Origin of the sequence: Maridesulfovibrio sp., assembly GCF_965230075.1 — a bacterium.
Classification (GTDB): Bacteria; Desulfobacterota; Desulfovibrionia; order Desulfovibrionales; family Desulfovibrionaceae; genus Maridesulfovibrio.
Genome location: NZ_OZ245945.1, coordinates 1695326 through 1708575, shown reverse-complemented (window position 1 = coordinate 1708575; position 13250 = coordinate 1695326). Strand labels below are relative to the sequence as shown.

The following is a 13250-nucleotide window of genomic DNA, read 5'->3' as shown; positions in this document are numbered from 1 at the left end:
TCTTTATAAGGCTTCGGGGTCAGTGATGATACCGGTGATTGCAGACGCTGCTGCTACTGCGGGGCTGGAGAGAAAAACTTCACTCTCGAGGCTACCCATGCGACCCTTAAAGTTACGGTTGGTGGTGGCAATTGCTCTTTCACCACCAGCAAGAATACCCATATGACCGCCGAGGCAGGGACCGCAAGTTGCGGGACCTACGATTGCACCGGACTCCATGAAAGTTTCGATGAGACCTTCACGCAGAGCCTGCTTCCAGATATTCGGGGTAGCAGGCAGTACGATCAAACGTACATTCTTATCAGCTTTGCGGCCTTTGAGTACTGCTGCTGCTTCACGCAGGTCTTCGATACGTCCATTAGTGCAGGAACCGATGACCGCCTGATGAATTCTCATATCCTTGACTTCATCAACGGGCTTGACGTTATCAGGCAGGTGCGGACAGGCAACCTGAGGTTTCATGCTGGTTACGTCGATCTTGACCACACGTTCGTAATTTGCACCTTCATCAGCGCGCATTTCAACATCACCAGTACGTCCTGCGGCCTTGCAGTATTCGAGGGTCTTGGCATCAACCGGGAACAGACCAACCTTACCACCAGCTTCGATTGCCATGTTAGCAATGGTCATACGGCCTTCAATGGAGAGATTGTCCACAACGGAACCGCTGAATTCCAGAGCCTTGTAGAGCGCGCCGGATACGCCGATAGTACCGATGAGATTGAGGATGTAATCCTTTGCACCCATGTACTTGCCAGGAGTACCTTCGATCTCGACTTTAATAGTCGGGGGAACCTTGAACCAGGTTTCACCGAGAGCCATCCCGCCTGCGATATCGGTAGAACCCATTCCAGTTGCAAATGCACCGAGGCCACCATAAGTACAGGTGTGGGAGTCAGCACCGATTACGATATCGGAAGGACCTACGAGTCCCAGCTCGGGGAGCAGTGCGTGCTCAACACCTACCTCACCGCCTTCATAATAATGGGTGATGTTCTTTTCATGAGCGAAATCGCGGACGACCTTGACCTGCTCTGCGGAATCAATGTCCTTGTTAGGAGTGAAGTGGTCACAGACGAGGGCAACTTTGTCCTTGTCGAAGACCTGATCTGCGCCCATGGCCTTGAATGATTTAATGGCAAGAGGGGCGGTAATGTCGTTGGCCAGCACCATGGAAACATTACAGCGGACAATCTGGCCCGGCTCTTTCACTGTTTCATCGGTATGAGCCTGTAAAATTTTCTCAGCTAAAGTTTTAGGCATTATCTTTCTCCTGTTTCATGCGTTCAGCCCTGTTAATTGCGTTGACGTAAGCCTTGGCACTGGCGACGATGATGTCTTCGTCAGAACCGCGCCCGATTGATTTAAAACCGTTATCAGTAATATGGACCGTAACCGCACCCTGCGCATCAGTACCGCCGGTAACCGCGTTTACGGAATAAAGTTCCAGTTTAGGTGTTCTGTTGACCATTTTATTAATAGTAGAGAACACCGCGTTGATGGGACCATCACCAAATCCGACTTCCTGAATGGTATTCGGATTTTCCTTATCCTTGCTGAAGTCTTCCAGCACGATTGCTGCGTGCGGAGAAACTCCGGCAGTACCGGAGAACACAGAGAGTTCCTTTACCCGGTACAAGTCATGGATACGATAAGCCTCTTCCAGAACGAGAGCTTCGACGTCCTCATCAAAAATTTCTTCTTTCTTGTCAGCCAGAGCTTTAACCGCAGAGAAGACCCGTGCGATCTGCTCATCATCCAACTGGTAGCCCATTTCATTAAGCTTGGAACCCAGAGCATTACGGCCGGAATGTTTACCGATAACAATGGATGTGCCCTTCTTACCGATGGATTCCGGAGTCATAATCTCGTAGGTCTGACGGTTCTTGAGCATGCCGTCCTGATGGATACCGGACTCGTGAGCAAATGCGTTAGCACCTACAATTGCCTTATACGGCGAGATGGGCTGACCGATGGTGGTCGCCAATCTGCGGCAGGAGGGGAACAGCTCTTCGGTGAGGATGGAAGTTTCCACATCATAGTAGTCCTTGCGGGTATGCAAAGCCATGATCACTTCTTCTAAAGCGGCGTTACCAGCACGCTCACCGATACCGGAGAGAGTCACTTCCGCCTGACGCGCACCGGCCTTGATGGCTGCCAGTGTGTTGGCACAGGCCAATCCGAGGTCATTGTGACAATGTACGCTGAAGATTGCCTTATCGCTGTTAGGTACTTCCTTGATCAGGTATTCGATCAGTTTACCAAACTCGTCAGGCTGGGCGTAACCTACTGTATCAGGAATGTTGATGGTCGTTGCGCCTTCAGCGATAGCAACCTCAACAACCTGTGCGAGAAAATCCCAACGGGAGCGGGATGCATCTTCAGCGGAAAATTCAACATTGGGAGTCAGGGATACAGCGTGGCGCACAGCCTTGCGAGCCATTTCCAGAATCTCTTCTGGTTCCTTGTTGAACTTGTGCTTCATATGGATATCAGAAGTAGCAACAAAGGTATGGATTCTGGGATTCTTGGCATGCTTGACTGCATCAAAAGCGCGATCAATATCAGCTTTCAATGCGCGACAAAGTCCGGCAACCTGAATGTCGCCTACAGATTTTGCGATCTCAGTTACAGCTTCGAAATCGCCCTGACTTGCTGCGGGAAAACCAGCTTCAATAATGTCTACACCGAGTTTTTCCAGCTGACGGGCCATAGTGATCTTTTCACCCATGTTCATGGTTGCACCGGGGGACTGCTCGCCATCACGCAATGTAGTGTCAAAAATATAAACTTTATCAGACATTTATCTATCTCCTGAAGGAAGCTGCAAGTACAGAATATTTGCAGTGTATAATAAAAATAGGGAATAAAACAGTGAAACAGGTTAAACTACTTAGTAATTTACCGTCCCCTAAAGAATTTTGGTACCGTACAAGCTTATTCTGGATGTAGTTGTGGAACTACCTTGGAAAAAGCTTATGACAATTCTTTGGAGGACTTTCCTAGTAGCTTATTGCTTCTGCGGGATAGAATAAAAATGGTGTAGATCGGACCGGAAATAATGTATCCGGCAAAGATCACGAAACCCAGAAATTTGGGCTGAGAGGCAACCATGGTAAAGAGCGCAATAACGGTAACCATGGAGCTGAAGGGATGAGCTTTGAATACGCCGAATTCTTTGAAAGAATTATAGCGGACAGTACTCACCATCAGAAATGCGAGACAATATACAAGCACCAGAGTGAACATAGGCAGTACACTCTGTGCGATATTTTCAGGGATATAGGGGGCAAACAGAATCAGGGTGGACAGGGTACAGCCAGCCGCAGGGATGGGCAGACCGATGAAATGAGCCTTGGAAGTAGTCGCAGCCTGAACATTGAAACGGGCGAGCCTGAGCACACCGCAAGCCATCAATAAGAAGGCCGCCAGCATACCCAGTCTTCCGAACTGGTGAAGTTGCCAGTGGTAAACCATGAACGCAGGAGTAACACCGAAAGCAACCGCATCCGCCAGCGAATCGAGCTGTACGCCAAATTCACTGCTGGTTCCGGTCAGCCGGGCCACCTTTCCGTCGAGACCGTCAAACAGACAGCTCACCAGAATGGCGACAGCACTCATTTCGTATGCACCTTCCACAACCCAGTTCATCGCGAGGAACCCGCAAAACAGGCTCGACACGGTGAGAAGGTTGGGCAGAATGTATACGCCCTTGTGCTTCGGTATTCTTTTTTCCTTTGCCATGAGAAATACTTAAACTGATTTAAAAATAAATTCCAGTAGAATCGTATTAGATTTTTAACTTCACGTTGCCCCTTGAGGACAAAATGTTCGGTAGGCAACAAGCCTGTAACCGCTTTCAGGAGTTAGTTACTACTCTCCTGCTACGCAAAGGTCAACCCGTGAATTGTAAATTATTTATATATCTGTTTCAGAATTGGACTACAGCCTAAGCCCCGCAAGATATAAGGCTTCCTCAAATTAACTGAACACTCACCCAGCAGCATTAAATTAATCCGGAATGCATATGCCCCACAACACAGCCGGCTGGAGCAAGGAGTTCGTTAGAGTACTTTTCTTTCAGAAGTGAATACATTATCCGCAACCTGCCGTTACGGAAAACGAGATCATCAAACTCAAATCCCAATTTCGATGCCACACGCATGGAACCACGATTAGCAGGATGGATAAGGGCTTTTATGTCCTGAAGGTCTGTTTTGAAATAAGCATAATCAACGAAAGCAGAAGCGGATTCAGTTGCCAGTCCTGCTCCCCAATAATCTTTCTGAAAAACCCAGCTTATGCCGACTTCACCGTGCAGAGATTCGGAAAAATCTTCCAGCGGTTGCACCCCGCAGTAACCGGTCAGTGCTCTACTCCCCTTCATTTCCACTCCGAACAGGCAGTAGCCCTGTATGGCAAATAACTCTTCCTGCTTTTGCAGCAAAGAATCTATCTTACCTTCGGACCACGGCTCCTGCTTAAGAATATAGCGATAAACATCAGGATCTTTCATCATACCGGAAAGAAATCCGGCATCACTTTGCTTTAGGGGCCTTAAAACAAGTCTCTGCGTCTCAATAAACACGGCGCGTATCTCCCGGGGCTATTCCCGGATGATACCACCTCCGAGCACAGCGCCCTCTTCTGTATATACAGCCACAATCTGTCCCGGTGTGGGCCGGGAATGCGGCTCAATGAAATCAAATTTTATGCTACTGCCAACCTGTGCGGCCCTTGCGGGCTTGGATCGCTGTCGGTAGCGGGTCTGAATGAACACGGTTTCAGGCCAGCGCTCAAAATCGACCAGAAAATTAAAGTTGTCGGCAACGCACCCCTCTGCATCAAGTTCTTCACGGGGGCCCACAATAAGTTGGTTGCGCTTCATGTCCTTATCCAGAACATAGAGCGGAGCCTTCCATGAAATACCCAAGCCTCGTCGCTGGCCTTGGGTGTAGCGCCAAAGACCTTCATGCTTTCCGACTTTTGTACCGTCAGAAAGAACTGCTACCCCCGGCCCGGGAAGCTTAACTTTGCGGTCAATCAGGAACTGGCGGTAATCATCGTCAGGGACAAAACAAATCTCCTGACTTTCGGAAGGTAACGGAATCTCTACACCACGCTTATCCAGCTCGGCATAAGTCTGGTCCTTACTGTGGGCGCCAAGGGGAAAGACTGCATTCAGAACGGATTCGCGGGGAACGAGGGAAAGAAAATAGCTTTGATCTTTACCCATATCAGCACCACGGGCCAGCACCTTTCCATAATTTGCGTCTTCGGCAATACGCACGTAATGCCCGGTTCCAAGCAAATCGCAGTCAAGGTCCTGCGCAGCCTTATAGAGCACACCGAACTTGATCTCAGGATTACAAAGAGCACATGGATTGGGGGTATTTCCCTTAAGATATTCCTGAACAAATGGCTCGACCACCAAACGGTCAAATTCGGCTGTCAGATCAAAGACATGCAGCGGCACATCCAGCTCCGCACATCTCTTCTCCAGCCCGGTGACAGCAACCTCGGCCTTTTCTTTACCAAGGAAACAACCGTGGACCGCCACAATATTCGCCCCGCTCTCTTTGAGCAGAACCATAGACAGCAGGCTGTCCGCACCGCCGCTGACTGCCATGGCAACTTTTCGCCCAGCTGCCAGTTCTTTCAATTCAGGATATTTAAACCCTGTATCCATTCCATTCTCCGCAAATTACTTATTATTTGTAACAGTATATCAACCGTAAAACTTCGTTCCGGTTACAAACTACAGAGCAGCTCTTTCCCCAGCAAGTAAAAAATGAGAAATGCCCGGACACCCCCGATGGGTCTCCGGACAAGTCTCTCACAAGTCAAACCTATACAATGCCGGACCACTCCGGCTTATTGCTATTCTTCTTTCTTCGGCTGCGGCAAGACGAGGTTCAAGAAAACACCGAGGATACCGGCAAGGCCGATTCCGCCGAGTCTGAACTCATCGCTGAAAGGTGTCGGCAGAGACATACCGCCCACACCGAAGATTACGATCAGAGCCACGATAGCAAGGTTGCGTGCTTCCATGAGATCTTCACCGGCACGAACGAGAGTATTCATACCAACAACCATGATCGCACCGAAGAGCAGAACCATGATGCCGCCCATTACCGGAACGGGGATGGTGGAGAGGAATGCACCGACCTTGCCGCAGAAGGCGAGGGACATGGCAACGATTGCAGCCCAAGTCATGATCGCAGGGTTAAAAACTTTAATCAGGGCAACGGCACCGGTAACCTCGGAGTAAGTGGTGTTCGGAGGTCCGCCGAGGAAAGCCGCGAGGGAGGTAGCCAGACCGTCACCGAGCATAGTGTTCTGGATACCGGGCTCTTTTACATAATCCTTGTTGGCAACGGAGCTGATGGCGAGAACATCACCAAAGTGCTCAATGGCAGGAGCAATTGCTACCGGAACAATAAAGAGCACGGCTTCGAGGTTCCATTCAGGAGCGGTGAAGTTGGGAATTGCAAACCATGGTGCAGCAGATACTGCATCAAAATTAACCAGTCCCATGAAAAGGGAAGTAATATAACCAGCTGCGATACCGCAGAGGATAGGGATCAGCTTGAGCCAGCCTTTACCTAAGAGCGAGACTGCAACGGTAACAGCGAGGGAAACCATGGATACGATCAACGCGGTCTTTTCGGGAACCAGCACAACAGCACCATCGCCGGTTTTACCGACTGCCATGAATACTGCAACCGGAGCAAGGATCAGGCCGATAACCATGATGACCGGACCGGTAACAACCGGAGGCAGGACACGCTTCAGGACATCGGTACCGCGCCAGCGGATAAGAAAGCTGAGTACAACGTAGAAGAAACCTGCCGCAGCCAGACCACAGAGAGTGGACGGAATGCCCCAAGTCTGAACACCGTAGATGATGGGTGCGATGAAGGCAAAAGAGGATGCCAGAAATACGGGAATCTTACCCTTGGTAACTACCTGAAAGACCAGTGTACCGGCACCGGCGGTAAAAAGGGCTACGTTGGGATCAAGCCCGGTCAGCAGGGGAACAAGGACAAGTGCGCCGAATGCGACGAAAAGCATCTGTGCGCCAAGGACAACGTCTTTTGCCCTGAAATTATATTCAGTACTGGATGTGCTCATTAGTAATCTCCGTTATATTTTTCCCAAAAAAAAGGCACCGTATTTGGTGCCTTTAAAAACATTTACTTAGTGCCGAATATCTTATCGCCCGCGTCTCCGAGACCGGGGAGAATGTATCCTGCATCATTGAGTTTTTCGTCGATGGACGCCGTGTAAATATCCACGTCCGGGTGAGCTTTAACGATTTTCTCGATCCCTTCGGGAGCTGCTACAAGGAACAAACCTTTAATATTGGTACAACCGGACTTCTTGAGAAGATCGATTGTTGCCATCAGGGTTCCGCCGGTAGCGAGCATGGGGTCAAGAATAAGAGCGATACGCTCATCAATGTTGCTTGCAAGCTTGACGTAATATTCGACAGGCTGCAAAGTCTCTTCGTCACGGTAAAAGCCGACAACACTGACACGGGCACCCGGAACCATGTCCAGAACGCCGTCCATCATACCGAGGCCGGCCCTGAGAATAGGAACTACGGTGATTTTTTTACCCTTGATTTCCTCAACCTCAACTTCACCGGCCCAACCATTAATGGTTTTAGCTTCGGTTGCGAGGTCTTTGGTTGCTTCATAAGTAAGCAGCCTGGAAATTTCCTGAGCCAGTGCGCGAAAACGGCTAGTGCTGATGCCGTCTTCACGGAGAATGCCGAGCTTGTGTCTTACCAAAGGATGGTCTACCACATGTACCGCCACGGTGCCTCCTTGATCCCATGTTATTTGTTATAAAATCCGAAAAGTCAAAACTTCGTGTTTCTATAAGACACAGCTTTGACAGTCAAGCAAATTTTAAATTATTTTCCAGTTAAACCATATCTACTTGGCATAACTGAAAATTACTAACAAGCAGTCGTTTACTGAATACGAATATAACCCAATATGGAATAAATTACATGTGCAATAATGAAGATTTTCAAGAAAATGAGAACCAGCTTCTGTGGACAAAGAACGCAGAATTTTCAGATCGAAACACCCGGCTTGATAAATTCTGGGGAAGTGCTCTGGAAGAAGAAGGGATTTCCCGGGGCAAAGTAAAAGACTGGATCAAAGCCGGATTTGCTGAGATTAACGGCAAGGTCTGCAAAAAACCGAACCAGAAATTGATGGGAAATGAAGAACTTATCCTCAAAGGTGAAGCTGAACTCACCTCGCTGGTCCCCGAGGACTTGCCGCTGGAAATTATATATAATGATGGGAAAATCGCAGTTATCAACAAACCTGCCGGACTGACCACTCACCCAGCGCCCAGCTGCCCTACCGGGACCCTTGTTCACCGCATGATCCACCACTTCCCGGAAATCCGTGACATGGACGAATGGCGTCCCGGAATTGTGCACCGTCTGGATAAGTTTACATCCGGCCTTATTACCGTGGCCCTGAATGAACATGACCGTCTGGCCATGTCCACCGCCTTTGCCGAGCGCGAAGTCAGCAAAGCTTATCTGGCAATTGTGCACGGTGTACCTGAACGGGAGTTCGGTGAGATTGACCAACCCATGGGCCGACACCCGGTACATAAAACCAAGATGGCCGTAGTGCTCAAGGGCGGACGCGATGCCCGTTCCGAATACGAAGTTCTCTGGTCCGATCCCGCCGGACGTGCCAGCCTCGTTAAGGTTCAAATTTTCACCGGGCGCACCCACCAGATCAGGGTCCATATGGCTCACATCGGCCATCCGCTGGTAGGCGATCAGGTATACGGTTCCATGCCTCATGCACGCTGGGAACAGGAACAGCCGCAGCTGGCAAAACTGGCCGAACGTCAGATGCTGCATGCCTACTCCCTTTCATTTGCGCATCCGGAATCCGGCGAAGAACTCAGCTTCACCCAAGCCCCCCCGGAAGATTTCATCACTATGCTTAAGGCACTTGATAAGTCCGTACAACGCGTCGGCTTGATCGGCATGCCCTGCGGCGGAAAATCAGCAGTGCTCAAAATCCTTGCTGACAAAGGTATACCGACCTTCAGCTCGGATGAATCCGTAGCCCGCTCATATGAGAAGGATGGCGCAGGATGGGAACTGCTGCGCCAGAGATTCGGTAACCGCTTTCTCAACAACGAAACCGGAGACATCGACAAAGCCGCCCTCTTCACCGCCATGCGCGAGAACGAAGACCTGCGTCGGGAAGTAATGAACATCATCCATCCCATTGTGCAGCACGATGTAAAAGAATTCTTCAAAATCAACACCAACGAACCGCTGGCTGTGGCTGAAGTACCCTTGCTGCTGGAAGGCGGCTGGCATACTAAAAAGCTGGTCGATGCGGTAATCGGGATTCGCACGCCTGAAGGCAAGAGAACCGGTGAATTGCGCGAAAAACGCGGCATCGACCCTGAAATGCTCGCTGTTTTTGATTCATGGCAGTGGGACGAAAAGTCCAAGATGGATTGCTGCACCGCCGTCATTGAAAATGACGCTGAGCTGACTAAACTTGATTCGGAAACAGACAGGATTCTCGAAGTTCTGGCAGGCCTGCGCAAGGACAAGGAAACATCATTCGAGAACTACCTCGAAAAGCTGTTCAACCCTGATGAAAGCTAGCTTTTCACAACTGTGAGTATTGACTTACCCGCCCCATGTGTTACTTTATAAGTGAGACCTGAGGCGAGTGGTCAGGACCGTAGTCGGAAGAATGAACACAATTTAATTGTTAGGATGCAAGTCCATTATACATAAAAGAATTCTACGCAAGGTCCAACCCCGCTTTCGGCATCAGGTTGTGTTTAGGGAGTGAGTACCCCTAGTTTACCTACCAACTCAATCTCGTCACGCCCCCGCGGCTCTAAGCTGCGGGGGTCGTTTTTTATAATCTTATCCCCATGGAGATCATGATCTTTTTCTGTTAAGCTTGAATTTAAAGTCATAAATCTCAAGCTCCAACAAAGGCGAATTCCCATGATCCCAATCCGCGACAACGTCCCCTGCCTGACTACTCCATACGTACTGCGCGGAATCATGATCGCGAACATCATTGTCTTTGCGTTTCAGCAGATGCTGACTCCACAAGGAAGGTTGACTCTATTCCATCTGCTGGGAGTTGTCCCGGCAAGATTCTTTCATCCTGAATGGGCAGTCGCCGCCGGGTATCCCGATGCCGGGGTGCTGCCGCTTTTCACCTACATGTTCCTGCATAGCGGCTGGCTGCATATCATTTTAAACTTATGGATGCTCTGGATTTTCGCAGACAATATCGAAGACGCCATGGGACATGGGCGATTCCTCATATTTTATCTGGTCTGCGGGATCATCGCCATTGCAGTACAGATGATCATCAATCCATCTGCCAGTGCGCCCGTAATAGGTGCATCCGGTGCAGTTGCGGGGATTATGGGAGCATACATGCTTTTGTACCCGCACGGGCAGGTGTTGACCCTGTTTCCTGTAATCATCATCCCGTTTTTCTTTAAGATTCCGGCATCACTATTCCTAGGACTCTGGTTCCTGATTCAAGTATTCTCCGGTGTATCCAGTCATTTTGCCGAAGGAACACAAAAGGTCGCATGGGCCGCCCATGTCGGTGGGTTTATTGCCGGGATGATATTGATTCGTTTTTTTGTGAAGAAGGATCGGTGTGTTTATTGTTATGTACCTGAGAAGAAGGATTATGAGTTGCCGGAGGATTTTTAGGAACTATTTTGAATTTTCCAGCTTAGCTTCTTTCTCCATCCCCTCTAATATAATAACAATTACTAAATATGTTGCATATAAAGAAATAAAGAACAAAGAGACTGCAAAATAATTTATATCCAGCACAACAACCTTTTCTTTAAACAACTCAGTAAAAAACTTGGACCTTGCACCCAAATATACAATTAAAATTGTAGCCATAGCAACTGAGTTTATACAAACAATAAATTTATAATATTCCTTAACTGTTTGCAAAATACGCTGTGTTTTAATTTTCGGATCAACTGTATCATATAAATAAACAGACAACTTTGACCCAAACAAAGTTGAGACACCAAATGTGCAGCAAGCAAACGATATGGAATAATACACTGCAAGAAATGATAGTACAGAGCTATCAATCTTAACTTCGAAATAAATTTGCCCTATTAAAGAACAAACAAAAAATAATAAAAATATAATCTTATGCTTCGCGTACATTAATACTTTTAATTTGTGTCATAATTTTATCTCTTACTTCAGAATCTAAAAACAAGCCATTCTCTCCACGTTCTGCATCTACATTTAATTTCTGCTGAAATGTTTTAGTATTAAAAGTAAACTCAAAATCCTTTTCATCTTTACCAATACACACCAGCCCACTATACTTTAAATTATCTGTGGAAAAATTTTTCATAAATTCTTTAAATTTAGAAGTAAGCGGAGCATTAAACTTCGCTGCTACTCTTGCCTCTACTGGCATCCCAAGGCCAAAACAATCAAACTGAGACGAAAACACATCTTCCACTGAATTTATTAAATTCTGCTCTCGCGTAAAAGCCATTTCCTGTACTATTTTAATCTTTTTTAAAAACTCATCAATAGAAATAAGTATGCTTTTAATTTCGACAGTTTTATCAGACTCTCTTTTTAATAGTTCCTTAAAAAAGCCCTTTTTCTGCATATTAGACAAATACAATCTCATAAAGTCAGAATCATAAACAATAAAAAATTGGCCTTTCAACTCAGACTGATCAATACTTCTTGGATTTGACTCCATATTTCCGGTCTTTCGATTATATACATCATCCGAACGCGGACTAGATTTACCATATCGAATGTAGAGCCACATAAACCTATCATCTTCAAATGAAAGACTATCAACGTAATAATCAGTATCTTTGATAGATACTAATTCATCACAGAGTCCACCAAGACATCTTAGATCCTTAATCTTAGCAAATGAATCGCCCATAAACAGTTGAAACTGAGAAAACTCCAAGCCCATTATCCACCTCACGTAAGCATCATAATTATTACTCTTTCAACCTGATGTGATATAAAAAATATTCTTTCTATAAAAGTCAACGCAAAACTTATATTTATGGTTTTCTCGAAACTTTTCCTCACCCAAATTTCAATTATTACGCTTGACTTGCGCAAACTCTGTTTTATTCTGGTAGAGTGGCGATGAAAAAGTTGATCGCCCAATCACTCAAGGAGTAATTACAAGATGAGCGTGAAATATAAGGACTACTACAAACTTCTGGGAGTTTCCCGGTCCGCAAGCAAGGATGAGATTGCCAAGGCTTTCAAGAAGCTGGCACGGCAATACCACCCGGACTTGAACCCGGATAATGCGGAAGCTGAAAAGAAGTTTAAGGAAATCAACGAAGCTTACGAAGTTCTAAAGGACCCGGAAAAGCGTAAAATGTACGACCAGTTCGGCGCGGACTGGGAGCACGGGCAGAATTTCCGTCCGCCTCCGGGCTACGAGAATATGAACTTCGGTGGTGGCGGCGGATTCGGAGGATTCGGCGGTGCTGGCGGCGGCGATTTCAGCGACTTTTTTGAAACCATTTTCGGCGGTGGCGGCGCACAGTTCGGCGGGGCCGGAGGATTCGGCGGTGCGCAGGGCTTTGGCGGTGGAGGTTTTCACCAGCAGCGTCCTCGCAAAGGCGAAAACTCTGAAACCACCCTGCTGCTGACCCTTGAGGAAGCATATAAAGGCGGTCCTAAATCCGTGACCGTGCAGGAAAAGGCAACCGGACCGGGCGGTCATCCTATGGTGCAGTCCAAGACTCTGGATGTTAAGATTCCCGCAGGTATCAAGGAAGGCCAGAAAATCCGCCTTTCCGGTCAGGGATCACCCGGACCGCATGACGGTCCTCGCGGTGACTTGTACTTGAAAATCAAGCTTGCAGCGCACAAGGATTTCAAGGTTGAAGAGAGCAACGTTATCCTCGACCTGAAACTTGCCCCTTGGGAAGCTGCGCTTGGTGGAAAATTCAAGCTGCCCACCCTCGACGGTATGGTTGAAATGAACATTCCCGCTGGTCTTGGTAGTGGCAAGAAGCTGCGCATCAAGGGCCGAGGACTCGGCACCGGCGCCAAGAAAGGCGACCAGTTTGTGCGCATCATGATTCAGGTACCCAAGGCAGAGACCGACGAAATGAAAAAACTCTGGGAAGAACTGGCTGAGAAGTCCGACTTCTCACCCCGCTCATTCTAAAGG

12 protein-coding genes are annotated in these 13250 nt (G+C 47.9%); 3 read left to right on the top strand and 9 right to left on the bottom strand.

All coding sequences use genetic code 11. From position 1 onward, the window contains the following. Positions 1-3: 3 nt before the first annotated feature. From leuC to upp, 7 genes are all read right to left on the bottom strand, one after another. Entirely contained in the window at positions 4-1263 is a 1260-nt protein-coding gene (leuC, locus tag ACO05Z_RS07700) for a 3-isopropylmalate dehydratase large subunit (RefSeq protein WP_421901582.1), read from the bottom strand. Next, complete coding sequence (locus ACO05Z_RS07695; protein ID WP_421901581.1) at positions 1256-2803, bottom strand: 2-isopropylmalate synthase; 1548 nt, start codon at positions 2801-2803, stop codon at positions 1256-1258. The genes leuC and ACO05Z_RS07695 overlap by 8 nt, the downstream gene beginning before the upstream one ends. Positions 2804-2976: 173 nt before the next feature. Further along, positions 2977-3744, bottom strand: a complete 768-nt coding sequence (pssA, locus tag ACO05Z_RS07690; RefSeq protein WP_421901580.1) for a CDP-diacylglycerol--serine O-phosphatidyltransferase — start codon at positions 3742-3744, stop codon at positions 2977-2979. Positions 3745-4006: 262 nt separating this feature from the next. Then, positions 4007-4588, bottom strand: a complete 582-nt coding sequence (locus ACO05Z_RS07685; protein WP_421901579.1) for a GNAT family N-acetyltransferase — start codon at positions 4586-4588, stop codon at positions 4007-4009. A gap of 18 nt (positions 4589-4606) precedes the next feature. Next, positions 4607-5689, bottom strand: a complete 1083-nt coding sequence (gene mnmA / locus ACO05Z_RS07680) for a tRNA 2-thiouridine(34) synthase MnmA (protein WP_421901578.1) — start codon at positions 5687-5689, stop codon at positions 4607-4609. Positions 5690-5880: 191 nt separating this feature from the next. Further along, complete coding sequence (locus ACO05Z_RS07675; protein WP_421901577.1) at positions 5881-7134, bottom strand: uracil-xanthine permease family protein; 1254 nt, start codon at positions 7132-7134, stop codon at positions 5881-5883. A gap of 62 nt (positions 7135-7196) precedes the next feature. Beyond that, a complete protein-coding gene (gene upp, locus ACO05Z_RS07670; protein WP_421901576.1) occupies positions 7197-7823 on the bottom strand; it encodes a uracil phosphoribosyltransferase in 627 nt (208 codons plus the stop codon). A 197-nt stretch (positions 7824-8020) separates the two neighbouring features. Between upp and coaE the strand changes: the two genes are divergently transcribed. Together coaE and ACO05Z_RS07660 are read left to right on the top strand one after the other, a co-directional pair. Further along, the gene (coaE, locus tag ACO05Z_RS07665) at positions 8021-9670 is read left to right on the top strand and encodes a dephospho-CoA kinase (RefSeq protein WP_421901575.1); all 1650 of its coding nucleotides are present in this window, start codon (positions 8021-8023) and stop codon (positions 9668-9670) included. A 354-nt stretch (positions 9671-10024) separates the two neighbouring features. Continuing rightward, complete coding sequence (locus ACO05Z_RS07660; RefSeq protein WP_421901574.1) at positions 10025-10756, top strand: rhomboid family intramembrane serine protease; 732 nt, start codon at positions 10025-10027, stop codon at positions 10754-10756. Between the two features lie 3 nt (positions 10757-10759). Here ACO05Z_RS07660 and ACO05Z_RS07655 read toward each other — a convergent pair whose 3' ends face one another. Continuing rightward, positions 10760-11065, bottom strand: coding sequence for a hypothetical protein (locus tag ACO05Z_RS07655; RefSeq protein WP_421901573.1), 306 nt, complete (start codon positions 11063-11065; stop codon positions 10760-10762). Positions 11066-11219: 154 nt separating this feature from the next. Further along, entirely contained in the window at positions 11220-12023 is an 804-nt protein-coding gene (locus ACO05Z_RS07650; RefSeq protein WP_421901572.1) for a hypothetical protein, read from the bottom strand. Between the two features lie 225 nt (positions 12024-12248). Between ACO05Z_RS07650 and ACO05Z_RS07645 the strand changes: the two genes are divergently transcribed. After that, positions 12249-13247, top strand: a complete 999-nt coding sequence (locus ACO05Z_RS07645) for a DnaJ C-terminal domain-containing protein (RefSeq protein ID WP_421901571.1) — start codon at positions 12249-12251, stop codon at positions 13245-13247. Positions 13248-13250 lie beyond the last annotated feature (3 nt).

Excerpts from the sequence above, each read along its gene's own strand:
- mnmA (WP_421901578.1), bottom strand. The coding sequence starts at position 5,689 with ATGGATACAGGGTTTAAATATCCTGAATTGAAAGAACTGGCAGCTGGG.
- ACO05Z_RS07695 (WP_421901581.1), bottom strand. The coding sequence starts at position 2,803 with ATGTCTGATAAAGTTTATATTTTTGACACTACATTGCGTGATGGCGAG.
- ACO05Z_RS07650 (WP_421901572.1), bottom strand. The coding sequence starts at position 12,023 with ATGGGCTTGGAGTTTTCTCAGTTTCAACTGTTTATGGGCGATTCATTT.
- ACO05Z_RS07675 (WP_421901577.1), bottom strand. The coding sequence starts at position 7,134 with ATGAGCACATCCAGTACTGAATATAATTTCAGGGCAAAAGACGTTGTC.
- ACO05Z_RS07660 (WP_421901574.1), top strand. The coding sequence starts at position 10,025 with ATGATCCCAATCCGCGACAACGTCCCCTGCCTGACTACTCCATACGTA.
- coaE (WP_421901575.1), top strand. The coding sequence starts at position 8,021 with ATGTGCAATAATGAAGATTTTCAAGAAAATGAGAACCAGCTTCTGTGG.
- leuC (WP_421901582.1), bottom strand. The coding sequence starts at position 1,263 with ATGCCTAAAACTTTAGCTGAGAAAATTTTACAGGCTCATACCGATGAA.
- pssA (WP_421901580.1), bottom strand. The coding sequence starts at position 3,744 with ATGGCAAAGGAAAAAAGAATACCGAAGCACAAGGGCGTATACATTCTG.
- ACO05Z_RS07645 (WP_421901571.1), top strand. The coding sequence starts at position 12,249 with ATGAGCGTGAAATATAAGGACTACTACAAACTTCTGGGAGTTTCCCGG.